Origin of the sequence: Lysinibacillus sp. NPDC056185 (genome assembly GCF_047737915.1) — a bacterium.
Taxonomy (GTDB): Bacteria; Bacillota; Bacilli; order Bacillales_A; family Planococcaceae; genus Lysinibacillus.
Genome location: NZ_JBLLLQ010000002.1, coordinates 304,296 through 324,702, shown reverse-complemented (window position 1 = coordinate 324,702; position 20,407 = coordinate 304,296). Strand labels below are relative to the sequence as shown.

Annotated in this window: 20 protein-coding genes and 1 riboswitch; of the genes, 14 read left to right on the top strand and 6 right to left on the bottom strand. The window is 37.6% G+C overall.

Annotated features, from left to right (window positions below; genetic code table 11):
* Position 1: 1 nt before the first annotated feature.
* From ACMZ42_RS03980 to ACMZ42_RS03945, 8 genes are all read left to right on the top strand, one after another.
* Positions 2–1,015: a branched-chain amino acid ABC transporter permease gene (locus tag ACMZ42_RS03980; protein ID WP_415730669.1), complete on the top strand. Its 1,014-nt coding sequence runs from the start codon at positions 2–4 to the stop codon at positions 1,013–1,015.
* Positions 1,012–2,016 carry a 3-oxoacyl-ACP synthase gene (locus ACMZ42_RS03975; protein ID WP_415730655.1) on the top strand — a complete coding sequence of 335 codons (1,005 nt, stop codon included), beginning with the start codon at positions 1,012–1,014 and terminating at the stop codon, positions 2,014–2,016. Before ACMZ42_RS03980 ends, ACMZ42_RS03975 begins: the two co-directional genes overlap by 4 nt.
* A 12-nt stretch (positions 2,017–2,028) precedes the next feature.
* Positions 2,029–2,940: an alpha/beta fold hydrolase gene (locus tag ACMZ42_RS03970; protein WP_415730654.1), complete on the top strand. Its 912-nt coding sequence runs from the start codon at positions 2,029–2,031 to the stop codon at positions 2,938–2,940.
* On the top strand, positions 2,924–3,655 hold the full coding sequence (fabG, locus tag ACMZ42_RS03965; protein ID WP_415730653.1) for a 3-oxoacyl-ACP reductase FabG: 732 nt from the start codon (positions 2,924–2,926) through the stop codon (positions 3,653–3,655). Before ACMZ42_RS03970 ends, fabG begins: the two co-directional genes overlap by 17 nt.
* A 16-nt stretch (positions 3,656–3,671) precedes the next feature.
* Positions 3,672–5,138, top strand: a complete 1,467-nt coding sequence (locus ACMZ42_RS03960) for a class I adenylate-forming enzyme family protein (RefSeq protein WP_415730652.1) — start codon at positions 3,672–3,674, stop codon at positions 5,136–5,138.
* A 231-nt stretch (positions 5,139–5,369) separates the two neighbouring features.
* Positions 5,370–5,759 (top strand): hypothetical protein, encoded by a 390-nt coding sequence (locus ACMZ42_RS03955; protein ID WP_415730651.1) that lies wholly within the window; start codon positions 5,370–5,372, stop codon positions 5,757–5,759.
* Positions 5,760–6,343: 584 nt separating this feature from the next.
* Positions 6,344–6,778, top strand: coding sequence for a MarR family winged helix-turn-helix transcriptional regulator (locus tag ACMZ42_RS03950; RefSeq protein ID WP_415730650.1), 435 nt, complete (start codon positions 6,344–6,346; stop codon positions 6,776–6,778).
* A gap of 19 nt (positions 6,779–6,797) precedes the next feature.
* The gene (locus ACMZ42_RS03945; protein ID WP_415730649.1) at positions 6,798–7,526 is read left to right on the top strand and encodes an MBL fold metallo-hydrolase; all 729 of its coding nucleotides are present in this window, start codon (positions 6,798–6,800) and stop codon (positions 7,524–7,526) included.
* Positions 7,527–7,733: 207 nt separating this feature from the next.
* Here the strand turns inward: ACMZ42_RS03945 and ACMZ42_RS03940 are convergent, their stop codons facing one another.
* Positions 7,734–8,294 (bottom strand): AAA family ATPase, encoded by a 561-nt coding sequence (locus tag ACMZ42_RS03940; protein ID WP_370076564.1) that lies wholly within the window; start codon positions 8,292–8,294, stop codon positions 7,734–7,736.
* A 443-nt stretch (positions 8,295–8,737) separates the two neighbouring features.
* Here ACMZ42_RS03940 and ACMZ42_RS03935 point away from each other — a divergent pair, with 443 nt between their 5' ends.
* The 3 genes from ACMZ42_RS03935 to panF all read left to right on the top strand — a co-directional run bounded on the left by ACMZ42_RS03935 (position 8,738) and on the right by panF (position 12,411).
* The gene (locus ACMZ42_RS03935; protein ID WP_415730648.1) at positions 8,738–10,432 is read left to right on the top strand and encodes a methyl-accepting chemotaxis protein; all 1,695 of its coding nucleotides are present in this window, start codon (positions 8,738–8,740) and stop codon (positions 10,430–10,432) included.
* Between the two features lie 270 nt (positions 10,433–10,702).
* Positions 10,703–10,966: a YhdT family protein gene (locus ACMZ42_RS03930; protein WP_370076560.1), complete on the top strand. Its 264-nt coding sequence runs from the start codon at positions 10,703–10,705 to the stop codon at positions 10,964–10,966.
* Positions 10,966–12,411: a sodium/pantothenate symporter gene (panF, locus tag ACMZ42_RS03925; protein WP_415730647.1), complete on the top strand. Its 1,446-nt coding sequence runs from the start codon at positions 10,966–10,968 to the stop codon at positions 12,409–12,411. The genes ACMZ42_RS03930 and panF overlap by 1 nt, the downstream gene beginning before the upstream one ends.
* 92 nt (positions 12,412–12,503) lie before the next feature.
* Here the strand turns inward: panF and ACMZ42_RS03920 are convergent, their stop codons facing one another.
* The 3 genes from ACMZ42_RS03920 to ACMZ42_RS03910 all read right to left on the bottom strand — a co-directional run bounded on the left by ACMZ42_RS03920 (position 12,504) and on the right by ACMZ42_RS03910 (position 14,491).
* Positions 12,504–12,857 carry a hypothetical protein gene (locus ACMZ42_RS03920; protein ID WP_415730646.1) on the bottom strand — a complete coding sequence of 118 codons (354 nt, stop codon included), beginning with the start codon at positions 12,855–12,857 and terminating at the stop codon, positions 12,504–12,506.
* Positions 12,858–13,017: 160 nt separating this feature from the next.
* Positions 13,018–13,272, bottom strand: coding sequence for a hypothetical protein (locus tag ACMZ42_RS03915; protein ID WP_415730645.1), 255 nt, complete (start codon positions 13,270–13,272; stop codon positions 13,018–13,020).
* A gap of 436 nt (positions 13,273–13,708) precedes the next feature.
* Positions 13,709–14,491 carry a TSUP family transporter gene (locus ACMZ42_RS03910; RefSeq protein WP_370076546.1) on the bottom strand — a complete coding sequence of 261 codons (783 nt, stop codon included), beginning with the start codon at positions 14,489–14,491 and terminating at the stop codon, positions 13,709–13,711.
* A gap of 123 nt (positions 14,492–14,614) precedes the next feature.
* Between ACMZ42_RS03910 and ACMZ42_RS03905 the strand changes: the two genes are divergently transcribed.
* Positions 14,615–15,397 (top strand): TrmB family transcriptional regulator, encoded by a 783-nt coding sequence (locus ACMZ42_RS03905; protein ID WP_415730644.1) that lies wholly within the window; start codon positions 14,615–14,617, stop codon positions 15,395–15,397.
* A gap of 73 nt (positions 15,398–15,470) precedes the next feature.
* On the opposite strand, the gene ACMZ42_RS03900 is transcribed toward ACMZ42_RS03905, so the two are convergent.
* Positions 15,471–15,842: a nucleotide excision repair endonuclease gene (locus tag ACMZ42_RS03900; protein ID WP_415730643.1), complete on the bottom strand. Its 372-nt coding sequence runs from the start codon at positions 15,840–15,842 to the stop codon at positions 15,471–15,473.
* A 556-nt stretch (positions 15,843–16,398) separates the two neighbouring features.
* Here ACMZ42_RS03900 and ACMZ42_RS03895 point away from each other — a divergent pair.
* Together ACMZ42_RS03895 and metA are read left to right on the top strand one after the other, a co-directional pair.
* Positions 16,399–16,698, top strand: coding sequence for a YfzA family protein (locus tag ACMZ42_RS03895; RefSeq protein WP_370076542.1), 300 nt, complete (start codon positions 16,399–16,401; stop codon positions 16,696–16,698).
* Between the two features lie 156 nt (positions 16,699–16,854).
* Positions 16,855–16,965, top strand: a riboswitch (SAM riboswitch).
* A gap of 150 nt (positions 16,966–17,115) precedes the next feature.
* On the top strand, positions 17,116–18,051 hold the full coding sequence (gene metA, locus ACMZ42_RS03890; RefSeq protein ID WP_415730642.1) for a homoserine O-acetyltransferase MetA: 936 nt from the start codon (positions 17,116–17,118) through the stop codon (positions 18,049–18,051).
* Between the two features lie 75 nt (positions 18,052–18,126).
* Here the strand turns inward: metA and ACMZ42_RS03885 are convergent, their stop codons facing one another.
* Positions 18,127–20,043: an endospore germination permease gene (locus ACMZ42_RS03885; protein WP_415730641.1), complete on the bottom strand. Its 1,917-nt coding sequence runs from the start codon at positions 20,041–20,043 to the stop codon at positions 18,127–18,129.
* Positions 20,044–20,407: the final 364 nt, after the last annotated feature.

Sequence of the window (20,407 nt, the reverse complement as noted above, 5' to 3'; positions counted from 1 at the left end):
GATGAGGCTTTCAATGCAGCATGTATGCTTTTTCCTCGTGTTAGCTATTTTCGTGCTTCTCCCTTTCGTTAATGATTCAAGGACGCTCATCATTTTATTAACGCAAATTTTTATTTTCGGTATTTTAGCGATGAGTTATGACATTCTCCTTGGCTATACAGGTATTGTATCGTTCGGTCATGCGATGTTTTTTGGTTTAGGTGCCTACACAACGGCTGTCATGCTGAAGCAAATGGAGCCAACACTTTCAACATTTTTATTATCCATCTTAGTCGGCATGGTGCTAGCAGGGTGCATCAGCTTCTTAGTAGGATTACTGACACTTCGATTAAAAAGTCATTTCTTTGCGATGCTGACATTATCATTTTCGGGGCTATTTTTAGTAGTAGCAGAAAAATGGCGTTCTGTTACATACGGAAATGATGGTTTTACGTTTAGAGCACCCGAAATGTTTAGAGATCGAATGACGTTTTATTTCTTCGTGCTAGCATGCTTAGTCGTAATTTTTATTGTGCTATATCGTTTCGTTAACTCGCCAACTGGTCGAATATTAATTGCTGTTCGGGAAAATGAACAACGAACTAAATCATTAGGCTATAACACCTTGCACTATAAAGTAATTGCATCAATTGTGGCAGGTACCGTTGCTAGTTTAGCAGGCTCCTTATATGCTGTGTCACTACGATTTGTCAATACGAGTGTGATGACAATGGACATTACGCTAGATGCATTATTGATGACGATTATTGGTGGTGTTGGCACATTGGTAGGACCATTGCTGGGATCGGCTGTTATTGAATATGCACAACATGCACTTTCAGGGTTAGCTCGTGATTATCCAATATTTGAACGTTGGATTATCTTCTTTGGAATTCTTTATATTTTAGCTGTTATCTTTTTCCCAAAAGGAATTATTGGATCACTGCGCCTGATGTTTTGGAAATGGCGCTTAAAGCACAAGGAAAAAGGCCAAACATCGGTTGCCCCGTCGCAGGAAAAGGAGCGATTTGAATGACTGTAGGCATTGTAAGTACGGGAATCTATATTCCACAAACGAAAATGACATCTAAAGAAATTGCGAGGCTTTCCAATATTCCAGAGGATATTATTCGACAAAAAATGGGCATCTATGAAAAGCCTATTCCTGGTGAGCGCGATCATACGGTTCAAATGGGGATATGGGCAGCACAGGATGCAATACGCAAGGCTCATATCGACCCGAAGGACATTGATGTTGTGATTTATATGGGAGAGGAGCATAAGGAGTATCCCTTGTGGACTGCCTCTATAAAAATGCAGGAGGAGCTAGGGGCCGTAAATGCTTGGGCATTCGATGTGCAATTAAGATGTGGCACGACCATTATGGCGCTAAAACTAGCGAAAAGCTTAATGGCGTCGGATGATTCCATTCAGACTATCCTCCTAGCTGGTGGCTATCGAAATGTTGATTTTATCGATTATAGCAATCCTCGCACACGCTTTATGTACAATTTAGCAGCTGGTGGTGGCGCTATCCTTTTACAAAAAGACTATGACAAGAATCATTTATTAGAGGCAGATATTATGACGGATGGTTCGTTCTCAGAGGATGTAGTCGTGCCTGTTGGTGGTACAAAAAAACCTTTGACGCCTGATGATTTAGAAAATAATTTGTACCAGCTCGATGTGATCGATCCAATAGGGATGAGGGAGCGCTTAGAGCAAAAATCTTTAAGCAATTTTTTGAAGGTAATTCGAACATCCTTGGCGAAAAGTGGATTAACTGAGGGGGATATTAGTTATTTAGCGATGCTTCACATGAAAAAATCTGCTCATGACTATATTTTATCTGAACTAGGCTTACTGCAGGAGCAATCCATATACTTACGAGAGTATGGTCATATCGGACAGATTGACCAAATATTATCATTGCAGCTGGCGTTAGATGAAGGCCGTATCCACGATGGAGACATCGTCACACTTGTTAGTGCAGGGATTGGCTATGTATGGGGAGCTATTACGATTCGATGGGGATAAGGGGGAATTGCGATGTTAAAAACCGTTGAGCTATCAAATGGAGAAACGATTGCTTATCGAAAACGACAAGGAGGGGACCGTGTTTTATTACTGATTCATGGCAATATGACATCCTCCAAACATTGGGACGTTCTAATCGATGCGTTGGATGAAAAATATACAATTTATGCGATAGATTTACGAGGTTTTGGTGGTTCATCTTATCATAAACCAATTTCCGCGATTAAAGATTTTAGCGATGATGTGAAGCTTTTTGTGGACGCCATTCAATTAAAACACTTTGACATGATTGGCTGGTCTACGGGCGGAGCTGTATGTATGCAGTTTGTCGCTCAATATCCAAGCTATTGTCAGCAGCTTATTTTACTAGCCTCGGCATCTACGAGAGGCTATCCATTTTACACGGATTTAGGTACTGGCAAGCAAGCAGCCTTGAAGAGGGCATTTACCTATGAAGAAGTACTTGTCGATACATCTAAAACAAAATTAGTACAAGGCTTCTACGATTTGAAAAATGTGCAAGGCTTACAGTCGATCTGGAACGCACTTATATACACCCATAATCAACCTAGCCCGGAGCACTATCAGACATATGTGGAGGATATGCTGACACAAAGAAATCTCGCTGAAGTTTATCATGCATTAAATGTCTTCAATATAAGTGCTGTTGATCATGAGGTCACAAAAGGCAATCATGAGGTACAGCAGATTACCATTCCAGTTTTAGTGTTAAGAGGAGATCGTGATTACGTCATAACAGAATTAATGAATGACGAAACAATGCTCGATTTAGGTGCAAATGCACAATTCGTCAGCTTAAAAGACTGCGGTCACTCCCCATTAATTGATGATTTATCACAACTTATAACTGAAATTGAAGCATTTTTAGAAATTGGAGGTAAAAATTATGCGTTTAAACAATAAAGTTGCCATTATTACAGGAGCTGCAAACGGGATTGGCTATGCTGCTGCTGAACGATTTATTGAAGAAGGTGCATTCGTTGTCATTGCAGATTTTAATGAAGAGGCGGGTATTTCAGCTGCCCAGCAATTAGGGGATCAGGCATTATTTGTGCAAGTAAACGTTGCAGATAGAGAAAGCGTCAAGAAGCTAGTGGCAACGGTTATAGAGCATACGGGCCGAGTTGATATTTTAGTGAATAATGCAGGTATTACACGTGATGCAATGCTAACAAAAATGACGGAAGAGCAGTTTCACCAGGTGCTTGATGTGAATTTGACTGGCGTGTTTCATTGCACACAAGAGGTGATTCCACATATGATTGCTGCCGGTGGGGGCAAAATTATTAATACATCCTCTGTTAGCGGTGTCTATGGCAATGTTGGCCAAACAAATTACGCTGCCACAAAGGCGGCTATTGTAGGCATGACCAAATCATGGGCAAAGGAATTGGGGCGCAAATGTATCAACGTGAATGCGGTGGCACCTGGCTTTACAGAAACAGATATGGTGAAAAAAATGCCAGAAAATGTGCTTGCACAAATGCGCTCCATCGTGCCACTGCAAAGATTAGGAACACCTAGAGATATTGCTAATGCTTATTTATTTTTAGCATCTGATGAGGCTTCCTATGTCCACGGTCACACGCTTCATGTGGATGGAGCAATTATGATGTGATAAGGAGGCTTTCAAAATGTTTGTAGAGCAATCCTGGATTTTAAAACGTGCATCGTTAACACCTGAACGTTTAGCATTGGTGAACCTAGAAACTAAAGAACAGTGGACTTATCAGCAATTAACAGAGGAAATCAAAAAATGGAGTCATTTTTTTGAGCGCCAAAATTTGCAGGGAGGAAGTCGTGTAGCCGTATTTGCGAAAAATCATATTCAGCTTTTTGCTGTCTTATTCGCCTGCGGATTAAGAGGTCTTATCTACGTGCCATTGAATTGGCGTATGAGTAAAAAGGAATTGCATGATATTTTGACGGATGCTACGCCTTCTTTACTGCTTTACGATGAAGATATGAATTGCCCTTTGTCTTTTGAAAACATGCATTCTCTTCGTTTAACTAGTGAAGAAGCAGTTCTCAGCATTCGAGAACTAGACCTTAATGATCCGTGGTTAATGATTTATACAGGGGGCACAACTGGCAAGGCAAAGGGTGTTGTACTATCCTTTAATTCTGTGAATTGGAATGCTATAAATACAATTATTAGTTGGGGCTTGAGTGATAGTGATTGTACGTTAAATTATATGCCGTTGTTTCATACAGGAGGTTTGAATGCCTTATGTATACCGCTGCTAATGGCTGGCGGTACAGTTGTAATTGGTGATAAGTTTGAGGCAGAAAAAGCTCTTCAGGCGATTAATCAGTATAAGACAACGATTTCGCTTTTTGTGCCAACAATGTACCAAGCGATGATTGCGACGGATTACTTTAAGAACAGTAGTTTCCCTGCAGTGAAAGTTTTTTTATCAGGGGGCGCACCATGCCCGTATCCGATATATGACGCATTTTTTAAGAAGGGATTATTTTTTAAAGAGGGCTATGGTTTAACAGAAGCGGGGCCAAATAATTTTTATATTTCTAGGGAGACCGCCTATTTAAAAAAAGGTGCCGTGGGGAAGAGCATGCAATTCAATGAAGCGAAAATTATCAATAGTGCAGGAGAAAGCTGTGCGCCAAACGTTGTTGGAGAGCTAATGGTTAGAGGAAAGCATATGTTTCGCTTTTACTGGAATAATCAGCAGGAGACTGAAAAAATCATTCAAGATGGGTGGTTAAAAACCGGCGATTTAGCACTGATGGATGATGATGGTGACTTTTATATTGTCGGTCGTAGTAAAGAGATGATTATTTCTGGTGGAGAAAATGTTTATCCCCAGGAAGTAGAGCAATGTATTTTACGCCATCAGCTAGTGCAAGAGGTTGCGGTAATTGGAGTGGCGGATGATTATTGGGGAGAAATCGTGGCAGCAGTTATCGTTTGCCAGGATAAGCAAGATACTGTACTAGAAGAAATCAAAGAAATCTGTAGCAAGCATCTAGGTCGCTACAAAATTCCCAAAAAGATTATGTTCATCGATGAATTGCCAAAAACAAGTGTTGGAAAGATTGATAAAAAAGCATTGCAAATGTATGCGAAAGCCGCGAATTAACAAAGAACGCTTGGAGATCCAGGCGTTTTTTGGGGTTCTATAAATGAAATGTCTCCTTGAGGAAGGAATAATACCCCTGGAAATAAATGGATAGAAGAGGCTATTCAATTGGGCCAGATTGTTGAAAATCCCCTGTGTAATTATGATAAAATATTGCGAGTGAAATCAGATTTTTAACGATTTTCAGTATTAAAGAATATATTTCAGAAACGAAGAGAGGGCAGTACTATTATGGAAAACCTATCAAATGTAGAAAAATTGGAATCAATAAAATCTTTACAATCGACACTCAGAAAACTCGAAAGTGCCCTGTCACAGATGACCCAGAAAGGCGCAAATACTACCTTAGTAAAGAAACGACTCAAAGCTGTTTGCATTGGTTTAGCAATGTTAGAAAACGTTTGGAATCAAAGCCCTCATCATTATACCCAGGAAGATTTAGCAGAAGCGCGCAATGTTCTCGCTGGTTTATTACCATCAATTGAGAACATATATATGAAGTCAAAGGTTGGTAGTCCCCAAAGAACGCTTTTAGAAAGAAGAATTAAAGCGTTGGAACTAGCTGTTCAAGGGATTGATGAGCATTTAACTTCTTTCAGCAGGTGTCCGAACACCCGCTGAAAGAAGTTAAAGCCTCCGGCGAATGTCACGGAATCGGAAAGGAGTTCTTAGAGGATGTTAGCCTAAGATCATCGCATCCATGCGATAACGGCTAACTGACCTGCAACATGTTGTTGCTGCTGCCGCTTCGTTAGCACTGCGCTTTCGCACAAAAAACATCTGCAGGCCTAAGCACAAAGCCGATTCCGGACGCAGTTATGCCGAGGCATAATTGATTAAATAACTTATCTAACTAAATAGAGTATCGGGAGCTTTAGTAAGAAATCATAGTAATCCTTTTGAAGAACATATACTGCCGCTTTGCTTTCGCGCAAAAAAAATTTGTTGCCCCGATCCCCCCAGGAAAGCACCCAGTCGGAACGGAAATCAACCCTACGTTGTGAATTTACTGTCTTCCCACTGCTCACTAACAACCTTTACTATTTTTAATATAAATGAGCTGTTAGTGAGCAGTGGCTATGCAAAAATAATATCTAGGGGAAAAGAACGATTTCCATCTTTAATAAGCGCATACAATAATTGACAAACGAATAATAGTTAAGTAAACTGAACTTAACTAAAGATGAATTGGGGCTGATAAATCTGTGCACGATTATTTAACAATGATAGACAAAATCAATCAAAAGTTTGAGCAGTTCAAGTTGTTAGTTTTACAAGAAACCAAGGAGGTTGAGGAATTAGAGAACTTTCACTTAACCCCTCAACAAGAAATTATAATGTTTTATATCATTCGCAATGAGCCCGTAATTGCGAATGATATTGCAAATCATTTTGGTATTTCAAAAAGTGCGGTTAGCCAAGTAATTTCAAAGTTAGAAGAAATGAAAATGATCTATCGTCAAGAGAATCCAATAAACCGTAGAGAGACCTTTATTTATCTGGGGGATAGAGGTCAAGAGTTTCATCAGCTTCTAAATAAAATTGACGCCATTCTTGTGGAAAAATATTATTCGAAAGTTAGCTTAACAGAGTTGAAAAATGTTCTTGATACATTAAATAGGATTGTCGGAACTAATTAAAACAAAGGGAGTTAAGATAATGGAGAAAAATTTGAAACAACTAACCAATCGTATACATTATTTACCGCATGATTCTGAAACAGATCGACCAATACTGTCCGCCATATGCGGGAATCACCAAACATTAATTGTAGATGCAGGAAATTCTAATAAACATGCTAAGTTATTTCTTGGTGAACTAGATCAATATCAAATTAATAATTTTCATTCTGTAGTATTAACACATTGGCATTGGGATCATAGCTTTGGAACAAATCAGATGAATCTAGTAACCATAGCACATGAAAATACAAAAATGCATCTTGAAAAAATGATGAACTATGATTGGTCAGATGAAGCTTTAGATAATCGTGTCGAAAAAGGCCTAGAGAATCAGTTTTGCTCCGACATGATAAAGAAAGAATATGGAGAAGACAGAAATATTACCATCACTTTACCTAATATTACTTTTAAAGATAAATATGAGATTGAATTAGGTGGTATTCGGTGTATAGTCAAACATGTAGGTGGAGATCACTCTGATGACTCATCACTTATTTTTGTAGAGGAAGAAAAAGTACTTTTCTTAGGGGATTGCTTGTATCCAAGTATTTACACACAACAACCACAATATAAAATTGAAAATGTTAGACATCTCTTAGAAATCATTGAAATGTTCGATGCCGAAATTTATGTACTTTCGCATGAACCCCCATTATCTAAAGAGGATTTTATGGGGTATATCATGTTGTTGAAGTTGATTTTGTGACTTAACAGAAAAACATCAAAGAAACCACTCGAATTTGGTTAATGAACTATCTACTCAACTAAATCGTAAATTAAGTCAGTTAGAAGAAGAAATCGTATATTGTTTTATTAACGGATTATCAGTTGATTAAAATAAAGTTGTAAGCGGTATGTAGTTCCATTATAGAACCGAAAAAAAAACGCTTGGAGATCCAGGCGTTTTTCAATCCTATAAATGAAATGCTTCCTTAATGCTCAAAGCAACTTCTTTGGCACTCAAGTTTGTGTTGTTGATCTTGAGATAATTTGCATAATTTAATTCGCCCTCTAAGGAGTTTAATCTGTATTTTTCCATCGAGCTTTTCAAATCTTTTTCAGACCATTCGATATCTCTTTTCGAAGGTTTATGCTCAAGTCGATTACCACTTTTATTTCGTTCCAATCTTTCTACTACATCAGCTTCAAGTTCTACAAAATAAACAGTACCTCCTCTAGATTCAAAAAGCTTTGCAAGGTCGTCGACATAATCCCAATCCTCCTGCATATCAAAAGCCCAGACATAAGTAAAAATTAAACCATACAAATTACTTTTCGATACCTCTTCAAATATTTCCTGACGAAACAAATTAACTAATCTTTTTCCTTCAGTCGTACCATAACTAAAAAAATGACTAACTAAATCGATCGTCATATGGTTATGAAAAAGCTTTAAATCCGTTATTTTAGCTAATTCCTGTCCAACAGTCATTTTCCCAACTGCTTGAGGACCAAATATTAAAACAAGTTTCATAATCTCTCTCCTCTCCAATCAACTTATCCATATAATATCTTTTTATGTTTATTTGGATATAAAAACCATATATAGATATATTAACATAAATTTCAAGATCCTCTTTGGGAATGTCGAAAGCTTCGGGCGTGTTGATGAGGAAAGTATAATCCTAACTTTCGTCGTAGAGAAAAACTTATCGGAAGGCGAAACTATGAACGGAGAGTATTTTTTCTGTGCGAAAGATGGAGCGACAGAAACATGTTTTAATAAATTGTTATTCAACAAATATTAGAGAATTATTGTCTTTCCTATTGCCACTGCTCACTAACAGCTCATTTATATTAAAATTGTTAATTTATTGATAATGTATTGAAACTATTTACAGAATAATGTTTAATAAAAATGGATTACATTTTATACATAATATTCCTGTTAAATATGAGAAAGGAGAGAAAAATTATTTGCGCACTTTTAAAATTAGTACCAAATTTAATTTGCTATTAGTGGGAGTTATCCTGTTTTTAAGCATTATGATTGGATTTGTATCCCATATACAAGTGAAGCAAATTATGCTTAATAATTTTGAGCAGAGTGTAAGCCATATTTCAAAGGTCGGCTATGCGCTTCTAGAAGAACGATTTAAGGGAGATTGGACTATTAAAGATGGGGAACTTTACAAAGGGGATTCAAAAATAGTTGATCAGGAAGCATTTGTTGATGAGGTTGGAGAAAGCATCGATGGTGGTGTAACCATTTTCCAAGGCTCAAAAGGACTTATTACTAATCTAAAGCTAAATGGCGAACGTTTAGTTGGCAAAGATGCTGATCCAAAAGTCGTTGAAAATGTAATGACTAAAGGGGAAACCTTTATTGGTGAGGCAGATGTAGTAGGAACGAAATACTTAACACTCTATGCACCTATTAAAGATGCAAATGGAGACATCATTGGGATGTGGTTTGTCGGTGAAACGATCGATGAAGTGAATGCTATTATTTTTGCATTTATCGGCAAGCTTCTCATTGTATTGTTCATCGGAGCTGTCATTGCTGTATTGGGTAGCTTCCTCTTTACAAGAGCATTTGTGAAGCCGCTTCGTGAAATGAATGCTCAACTTCGAGATATTGCGGATGGAGAGGGAGATTTAACAAAACAGCTACAAATTAATTCCAAAGATGAAGCAGGTGAGCTTGCGCAATCGTTTAATAAAATGCTGACAAGCTTAAAGGTAGTCATGCAACAAATAGCACAATCCTCTAAACAAGTTGATGTATCGTCTGATGGCTTAACATCTAAGTCACAGCAAACCGCTGACATGACGAGACAGCTAACTTCAACACTACAAGATTTAGCCGATGGTTCAAGAACAACATTACATAGCACTAGTGATAGCTTAACGGCCATGCAGGAAATGGCGATTGGCATCCAACAAGTTGCTGAAACCGCTTCAACGGTTTCAGATGCTGCTGATTTAATGAGTGATGAGGCTGCTCAAGGAAATGACTCTTTGAATCGTGTATTGAATCAAATGACAATTATTAATGAATCATCTGACCATGTAGAGGCGCAGGTCCGAATATTAGGTGATCAGTCACAGCAAATTGGCAATATCGTTGATGTGATTACAAGCATCGCCGATCAAACGAATTTGCTTGCCTTGAATGCTGCCATTGAAGCGGCTCGTGCTGGTGAGCAAGGCAAAGGCTTTGCTGTCGTTGCAGATGAGGTTCGTAAATTAGCAGAACAATCAAAGGAATCTGCTGACCAAATAGCATCACTTATTCATTCAATTCAAAATGATACGGCCAATGTTATTACGGCTATTTCTAGTAATTCGAAAGAAGCTGCCGCAGGTATGGATGTTGTCGATGATACAAAGCTAGCCTTCCATAAAATCATGCAGTCGATTAAGGGGGTTAGTACACAGTTGCATGACATCTCTGCTGTGACGGAGCAAATGTCCGCAAGTGTTGAAGAAGTTACTACCTCAACAGAAGCAATGGCACGCATTGCGAGCAAGGCAACTGAAAGCACCGACCACGTTACGTTAACAGCGGAGGAGCAATTAGCTTTCATAGATAATATGGCTTCTTCTGCCAAAGAGATGGCACAACAGGCAGACGAGCTTCAAAGCTTACTAAAGAAATTCCAATATTAGTTGAAAAACGCTTGGGTCCTAACGGGTTTACCTTGGGGACGAACAAGTACCTAAAAAGAAAAAAATTAATCTAGCAAATACACTAAACGAACACTCCTAAAAAAGGAGTGTTTTTTAGTTGTGTGGGATTTTATGTTAAAGTTGGATGCAAGGAATATAAAATGAGGAGGAAGCTGAGATGCAGAGCACATATAAGAAATTTATTTCTACACAAAGGTTCCCATAATACGAACATATCAGTAAAATAGAGTAGGTTAGGGGGACTATATTTTGAAAGATCAACGCTTTAAAATTGCGCATCGAGAGGCGCTTATCGGTATCGGGCTTGTTATCGTCAACTTTGCGATTTGGTTTGGCTTTGCCTATGGACTAGGCTCTGGTGATCCAACAAGCTATACGTATGTATTCGGTTTCCCTGCATGGTTTTTCTATAGCTGTATTGCAGGGACATGCTTTATGATTATTTTAATCTGGGTCGTCATGAAACTCTTTTTCAAAGAGGTACCATTTGACGATGAGGAGGTGGATCAATAATGCACTGGCAAGTTATTTTTCCACTGTTATTATTTTTAGTCATCATCTTTGGTATTGGGATATGGTCAAATAAGCATATACGCTCTTCCGATTCATTTTTACAGGAATACTTCCTTGGTGGTCGTGAAATGGGAGGCTTCATCCTTGCGATGACAATGATTGCTACGTACGGTAGTGCAAGTAGCTTTATTGGTGGTCCAGGCGTTGCTTACACGAAAGGGCTTGGCTGGGTATTACTGGCGATGGCGCAGCTTCCTGCAGGTTATTTTGTTTTAATGATTTTAGGGAAGAAATTTGCTATTATCGCAAGACGTTATCAAGCCATCACGTTAATAGACTTTTTACGAGAACGCTATAAGAGTCATGCCATTGTCATCCTATCAGCCATTAGCATCATCATCTTTTTATTTTCTGCAATGATGGCACAATGGGTAGGTGGTGCTCGATTAATTGAATCATTAACTGGCTTAAACTACACAACTGCACTCTTTATTTTTGCGATTTCCGTATTGGTTTATGTTATTATTGGGGGCTTCCGTGCGGTTGCATTGACGGATACTGTGCAAGGCTCGATTATGGTCATTGGAACGATTATTTTATTAATTGGGACAATCATCGCTGGTGGAGGAATCGATAATATTATGACCTCACTTGTCGCTGAGAATCCGAATCTTGTGTCTCCATTTGGAGCAGAAGGTGAATTAACGCCATTATACGTTTCTACATTTTGGATTTTGATAGGTGTCGGAGTTGTGGGGCTTCCACAAATCGCAGTTCGTGCTATGAGCTATAAAGATTCTAAAAGTATGCATTTAGCCATTATCATTGGCACTATTGCCATTGGGACAATTATGTTTGGGATGCATCTAATTGGTGTTTTAGCACGTCCAGTAATACCAGGTATTGAGATTGGTGATAAAGTAATGCCGCTGCTGACGTTAAAGGTTTTGCCGCCATTTTTAGCTGGCATTGTTTTAGCAGCACCCATGGCAGCAACGATGTCTACAGTCAACGCGCTACTTATGCTTGTAAGCTCTACAGTAGTGAAAGATATTTACTTAAATTATATAAAACCAACAGCGAATGATACGGAAATTAAGCGTGCGAGTTTTATTGTTACAGCAGTGATTGGTTTAGCCGTCGTCGTTTTTGCACTTAATCCACCAGATTTATTAGTTTGGCTTAATTTATTTGCTTTTGGCGGACTTGAGGCAGTCTTTATTTGGACCGTCGTACTAGGACTATATTGGAAAAAGGCCAATAAGTATGGTGCGATTGCGTCAATGATTTCGGGTATGATCCTTTATATTATCATTGATCGTTTTTATCCTTCTGTCTTTGGCATGCATACTGTGACAATTCCAATAGTCGCTTCATTATTGATATTTGTTATTGTTAGTTTATTAACAAGTCATAAATTTAAAGATGAACAGTTGTTTATTTAAATTAGAGAACGCCGTAGAGTGAATGTCTACGGCGTTTTATACTGTAGAAAATAAGCAAAACGCATAGAATGTTCGAAATGATGGATAGACTGTCAAAAATTTTGGATAGAACGTTCAAAATCGTGGATAGAATCTCTGGATTGATGGATAGAACGTTCAAAGTCGTGGATAGAAAGTTCAAAGTGACGGAAAGACCCTCCAGAGTGACGGATGGAACCTCCGAGGTGGCGGATAAAACCACTGAAATGACGGAAAGAACTTGAAGTGACGGATAGACCCCCGGAGCGACGGAAAGAATCATTGAAGTGACGGATGAAACTTCCGAAGTGACGGATAAAACCACTGAAACGACGGAAAGAACCTGAAGTGACGGAAAGACCACCCGGAGCGACGGAAAGAATCACTGAAGCGACGGATGGAACCTCCGAGGTGGCGGATAAAACCACTGAAACGACGGAAAGAACTTGAAGTGACGGAAAGACCCCCCGGAGCGACGGAAAGAATCATTGAAGTGACGGATGAAACCTCAGAAGCGACGGAAAGAACCCCTGAAACGACGGAAAGAACTTGAAGTGACGGAAAGACCCCCCGGAGCGACGGAAAGAATCACTGAAGTGACGGATGGAACCTCCGGAGTGACGGATAAAACCACTGAAATGACGGAAAGAACTTGAAGTGACGGAAAGACCACCCGGAGTGACGGAAAGAATCATTGAAGCGACGGAAAGAACCATTGAAACGACGGAAAGAACCCCTGAAACGACGGAAAGAACTTGAAGTGACGGAAAGACCCCCCGGAGCGACGGAAAGAATCACTGAAGCGACGGAAAGAACCTCCGAAGCGAAGGAAGGATCCTCCAAATAATGGTTAGAATCACAAAGTCGTGGATAGAACCTTCGAAATCGTGGATAGAGCGTCTAAAATCGTGGATAGAATCCCTGGATTGATGGATAGAAAGTTCAAAGTGGCGGATAGACCCCTGAAGCGACGGATGAAACTTCCGAAATGGCGGAAAGAACCACTGAAGCGAGGGAAGGATCCTCCAAATAATGGCTAGAATCACAAAGTCGTGGATAGAGCGTCCAGAATCGTGGATAGAATCCCTGGATTGATGGATAGAAAGTTCAAAGTGACGGATAGACCCCCGGAACGACGGAAAGACCACCCGGAGCGACGGAAAAAATCACTGAAGCGACGGAAAGAACCTCCAAAGTGGCGGATAAAACCACTGAAACGACGGATAGCCTCTCCGATATGAAGGGTGGAATGCCCATAGAAAGCTAAAACGCCGTAGAGCTAGATATCTACGGCGTTTTTTATGTAATCATAAGCATTTTTAGTTAACAAAGTAATCGTTACGATAATAAATAATACGCGAACAAAGCCGCTACCTTTTTTAATCGCCATACGTGAGCCTACAAGTGCACCGGCAATTTGAGCTATGCCCATTAGTAAACCATAGACATAATGAATCTGACCTAAGTAAGCGAACATTAAAAGACCCGCAAAATTACTTGCTAAGTTTAAAAATTTGGCATTTCCTGCTGCCTTTAAGAAATCGAAGCCGACTAATAAAAAGCTAAAAATTAAAAATGAGCCAGTTCCTGGACCAAGAAACCCATCATAAAAACCAATGGTAAATAACAACAGCATGAATAAAACTAAGTGTGTAAACTTTAAATTTTTGACTGCAGCTACTGAACCCCAATCTTTTTTAAAGATTGTATAGACTGCAACAGCAGCAAGCATTATGAGCATGAGTGGTTTTAGTAATTCAGGATTGATTAAATGAACAGTCCAAGCCCCAAAAAGTGATCCTATAAAGGCTAGGGGAAAGTATTTGATAACTGACCGAATTTCTAGCTGACCAGAACGATAAAAAGAAATGGTTGATGTCAAAGAACCCATAGTGCCGGCAAGTTTATTGGTTGCTACGGCTGCTGCTGGATTTAAACCAGCAAACATAAGGGCAGGTAAAGCAATTAAGCCTCCACCTCCAACGACCGCATCCACAAAGGCGGCTAAAAATCCAAAAGATATTAATAATATGACTACATTTACATCTAATTCAAATAGCATGTGTGCACCTCTCAATAGTTACTACTGAAATAGTAACTAAATTTCGCGAGGCTGTAAAGACTAATTTTTTCGTTGGCTTATCTTCATAGGCTTATCTTATAATAGAGGTAATGGAGGGATTCGATGGAATTATTAATCGCCCAATTAAAAGAATTGGGATTCACAGAATATGAAGCAAAGGCCTACACTGCACTTGTCCAAAATAGTCATGTTAGTGCCTATCAAGTAAGTAAAAACTCCGGTATCCCTCGTGCGAGAATATACGACATACTTGATGTACTTGTTGAAAAAGGGTTAGTACTGAAAGAAGAAACGGCAGGTCAAATGACATACTCTTCCATTCCAGTCGCTGTGTTTTTACAACAAATTCAGCAACGTTGGCAGTCGAATTTTACATCGATTAGTGATCAATTAGAAAAATTAGAGGTAAAAGAGCAGGAAGCGGAGCATAAGGTTGTCACGTTAAAAGGCAAAGAGGCAATCGTTAATTATTGTCAGTCTTTATTAAAAAAGGCGGAGAAAAAAGTCATATTATCAATGTGGGAAGATATGTATGAAGAATTGCGGGAAGATATACATGAGGTAGCGAAGCATATCCCTGTTCATGGAATTACCTTGTATGTGGAGGACCATTTAGCTTCCGTTGACCAACACCGTATCACTCGCTATACGAGGAATGCGTCTACACCTCATTGGTTTATTTTATCGGTAGATGGCAAGCAAATGATTTATGGTCACTCTCCGTCAAATCAGGAAACGGCTTTTATTACCAATGATCCTGTTCATATCTATTTATTAGAGGATTATATATGGCATGACGTGCTTATTAATCGCCTTTTAAAGCGTGATGATACGGAGCTTGAGGAATGGATTACTAAAGAACGTAAAGCATTTTTCTTAGAATGAAAGTATTGAAAAAGAATCTGCAAGCCGTCATGTACATTACAGAAGGCGAGCAGATTCTTTTTTTCGTTAAATATTAATAAAATACTTTATCAACATTGTATTTAGAGCGGAATGAATTGATCGCGTATGTTTCGTAAATTTCACGTTCCATTGGATCTTCCACTTCATACACTTCAATTTTGAAAATTTCATTACGGTGATTTTTCATCGGTGACACATTGTCCTCGAAATGCTTTTTAATACGTTGACGAATTTTACGTGCTTTACCGACAAATAATAGTTCGTTCTCTTCATTGTAGAATAAGAAAATACCACCGTTTTCACGTGTGATTTTATGGAAATCAATAAAACCATGGTACGGTGTGATTGGTACATCACCTGGCTTTAAATCTTGTTCGCGTTGGCGAATTACTAAATCTGGTTTTGGAAATTCAATTTTAATCAAAGTATTCACGTTCCTCTCTGTTACTAAAGGTATATGTTAACATAAGTACAGCATGTTTACCATCAAATAATGAATGTAAACATTCAAGATTAGTGTTAAACAAATTACATAATGACATGCATAGTTAATAACAAAATATTCTATGTATTATTGATATTCTTAATTGTTCATGTTACAATTCTTTTTAATTAAATAATCTCATCATGAGAAATTGAGGGATTGTTTTAGAAACCCAGTCGTACCAAGGGTTTGAAGTACATGATAAGATGTTGAGTAGATTAAAGTTTATTTGTTATTAATAATACACTTCTTATTGTCTATTAATTTAGATGAGGAGAGGTGTATTTTTTTATGCTGTTAAAGTTTGCTTATGATGATTTTATTGCAGACAGAAAATTCAACAATACGACTCAAGCAAATATCAATAGTTACAAATACATGATTAAGCCGTTCATCGACAAATATAATTGATAGGATTATCTAAAAAAGGAATATATGTTTAATTTTGAAACTTATTCCTGAATTTTACGTATAACAATTAGAGGGGGGATATAACTTGGCTAATAAACAAAAAAATCCAATTCCATTTTTGAAAAAGACTTGGGTGTCTTCTATTGGTGTATTTTTATTGTCACAGATAATCTTTATTACGTGTGAAGCAACAGGATGGATACCTAATTATAGAGATATTGGCGGAACGTTTATTGGAAGAATTACGGAATCTTCAATTTTCAAAGAGTGGTTTACTTTTTATGAAACACCAAATTTCAATTTACTTACTATCTTTTTTGGCATCTTTCTTGTGTTTGGAATAATAGAGGCGATAAAAAGTGTTTTTTCACCAAGGTCTACATAAGTAAAGACTATAGCAAAAGTATCACTAGGGTGTAAAGATAAATAACTAAACTATAATTTCCCTAAAAACATAATGACATGCATGATTAATAACAAAATATTCTATGTATTATTGATATTCTTAATTGTTCATGTTACAATTCTTTTTAATTAAATAATCTTATCATGAGAAGTTGAGGGATTTGGCCCGATGACGCTTCAGCAACCTCTAACGAAAGTTAGAAAGGTGCTAATTCCAGCAAAGGATTTGTCCTTTGAGAGATAAGAGTGAACGTGGAAAAATCCTTCTCATTCTATCTCAACTGGAATGAGGGGGATTTTTTAATTTCATCGAAAAAGAAGACTTAATGAGCTTTGAACAGGGCCTGTGCATGGAGACTAAGGCCCAATTGATCTTAACTAGAGAGGGGAATGCAAGATGCCAATTAATATTCCAAAAAACTTACCAGCTGGAGAACATTTACGTGAGGAAAAAATATTCGTTATGGAAGAGGACAGAGCGAAAACTCAACAAATTCGTCCATTAAATATCTTAATTTTTAATTTAATGCCGGAAAAAGAAAAAACAGAACTGCAATTACTTCGTTTATTGGGGAATACACCATTACAAGTGAATATTACATTTTTAAATACAGCTACGCATGAATCAAAAAATGTTAGTAAATCACATTTACAGTTATTTTACACGACTTTCAATCAAATTCGTCATCGCCGCTATGATGGCATGATTATTACGGGTGCACCAGTAGAGAAAATGGAATTTGAAGAAGTGAACTACTGGCAGGAAATTTCTGAAATTATGGATTGGTCCAAGACAAACGTAACATCGGTTTTACATATATGTTGGGGTGCACAGGCAGCGTTATACCATCATTACGGTATTGGTAAAATTGGGCTGCCTGCTAAATGCTCAGGTGTATATTCGCATGTTATTACGGATTTAACAGTGGACTTAGTACGTGGCTTTAGTGATTCATTTACTGCACCACATTCACGTTATACATCCGTATCAATTGATGAAGTACTTAGCCATCCCGATTTACGATTACTATCTTATTCTGAAGATGCTGGTGTTTTCATTGTGCAATCTAAGGATAATAAAAACATTATGATTACTGGTCATCTTGAATATGATGCAACAACTTTAGCTGATGAGTATAGTCGTGATGTTGCGAAAGGATTAGATATTGATGTACCAGTAAATTATTTCCCACATGATAATCCTGCAAATGAACCGATTAATACTTGGCGCGCCCATACACATTTATTATTCTCGAATTGGTTGAACTACTATGTTTACCAAGAAACACCATACGAATGGGATTTTGTCGATCAGATTGAATATCATATTTAAAACCGCTCAATTACAATAAAGAAAAATGATGACTTTGATATTTCAGGGTCATCATTTTTTCACGCCATTATGCTGTTAATTTTCTGATGAATTTTTATTTCTATCACTGCTTGGAGTATTGCCGGTATCGCTATCATTCTGTGTAGTATTGTTGCTACTATCACTCTGCGAAGGATTTTCGCTGTTACTTGCACTTTGAGTAGAATTATCGTTATTACTACTACTTTCATTTTGAGTAGTATTACCGGCATTGCTACTACTTTCATTTTGAGCACAATTATCAGTATTACTATTACTTTTTTGTGTAGCATTTCCGCCATTGTTACTTGCACTTTGAGTAGAATTATCGTTATTATTACTACATTCATTTTGAGTAGTATTACCGGCATTGCTACTACTATCACTTTGAGTAGAATTATCGTTATTACTAATACTTGTACTTTGAGTAGCATTTCCGTCATTGTTGCTACTTTCGTTTTGAGTAGAATTATCGTTATTACTACTACTTTCATTTTGAGTAGTATTTCCGGCATTATTGCTACTTTCACTTTGTGTAGCATTTCCACCATTACTGCTACTTCCACTTTGAGAAGAATTCCCGCCATTGTTGCTACTATTACCCTGAGTAGAGTTTTCGTCATTACTATTACTTTCACTCTGTAAAGAGTTTCCGCCATTGTTGCTACTATCATTTTGAGTAGAATTACCGTTATTACTACTACTATCACCTTGAGTAGAATTACCGTTATTACTACTACTTTCACCTTGAGTAGCATTTCCAGCATTGCTACTGCTATCACTCTGTGAAGAATTATCGTTATTAGTATTACCTGCACCTTGAGTAGCATTACCGTTATTACTACCATTTTCATTCTGTGTACTACAATTACTTTTTGTATTATTACCGTTGATTTTGCGAATCTTCGCGACAAGTAGTAAAACTAATGGTAATAAGATAGCGAAAATAAAGGAAAAAATAGGCCAGGTTTCTTTATTGTAAATTTCTGAATGAATGATACTAGGATGAACAATTTGTGAAAGTCCAAGGATAATCATTCCGAATGGAAAAATGAGCGGTCGATGATTGTTAATTTTACATATTTGTGCGATGCCGATGACCCCAGCGTAAAAAAACATAAAAGTTTTAATATAAATTGATATTATCCACATTGCTGCCATAATAACTTCAATACGCTGCAAAAAATTCCCGATTGAAATTCTTTGGGCTAATGAATAGCTAGGAAATGTCCTAGAAGCAGTATTTGTTGGACCTAGGACAAGGATAGCCAGTGTGATGATAGCAATTAAGACAATCCCTCCAAGAATTGTGCCAATGTAAAAACCTTTTTGGGCTGATTCATGGACGTTAACAGAAGAAGGAAAAATCATTAACAATATGACAAGTGGCAATGAAAAAATACTCATTAATCGAATAATACTAAAGAATAATGATTTTGCTGGTACTTCCATTATTGGCTGTAGATTTTCCATATGGACGGATGGTGAAATACAAACTACAAAAAAAATAAAAATTAAAATAAACATTGCGAATAGTATTTCTGCAGAACGGGCAAAAACTTCAATTCCTAGAAATGCTGCATAAATAATGATAATACTGAACAGAAAAGCAAAGGCCATCATAGGTGTTTCTGGCATAATTTCTGTTTTCATGAAAATGCCAATGAAATATAATAATTCACCAGCAGAAAGAAAGGATAGAATAATAAAGCCAATCGAAGTTATTTTTCCGAAAAAACGACCTAATATCTTTTCATTAGCCTCTACAAATGTAAGGGTAGGTGTCCGTTTTCCTACAGTAACGAAAAGCTTTATTAAGAGTAAACTTAAAACGACACTAATAATCGCTGCAATCCAGGCATCTTGTTTCGCTTCACTTGTTACACTAGCAGGGCTAATTAAAATAGCTGTCCCAATTGAAGAGAGAAGGGTAATGATCATAAATTGTCTTGAGCTAATTATTTCTTTTTCCATATGAACGCTACCCCTTTTCTCTTAACATAAAGTTCCTTATTATTTTATCAAGGAGACAATTAAATCTTTAATTGGTGAAATGGGCTTGGAATTTTGATCCTTAATGGACCTCAATATTTAATGCAGCGACGATCAATAAAAAAATCGAAAAAATAACAATTGTTTTTGTTTCTTTATTTTTAAAAATTTTGGAATCATTCGTTTGATTCCTTTTTTTGCTATGCTGTTAACTTTCTGGAGAATCTTTATTTTTATCACTGTTTGGAGTATTCCCGGTATCGCTATCATTCTGTGTAGTATTGCTTGAAGCGTTATCACTTTTGCTCGGTGAAGGATTTTCACTATTGCTGCTACTATCTCTTTG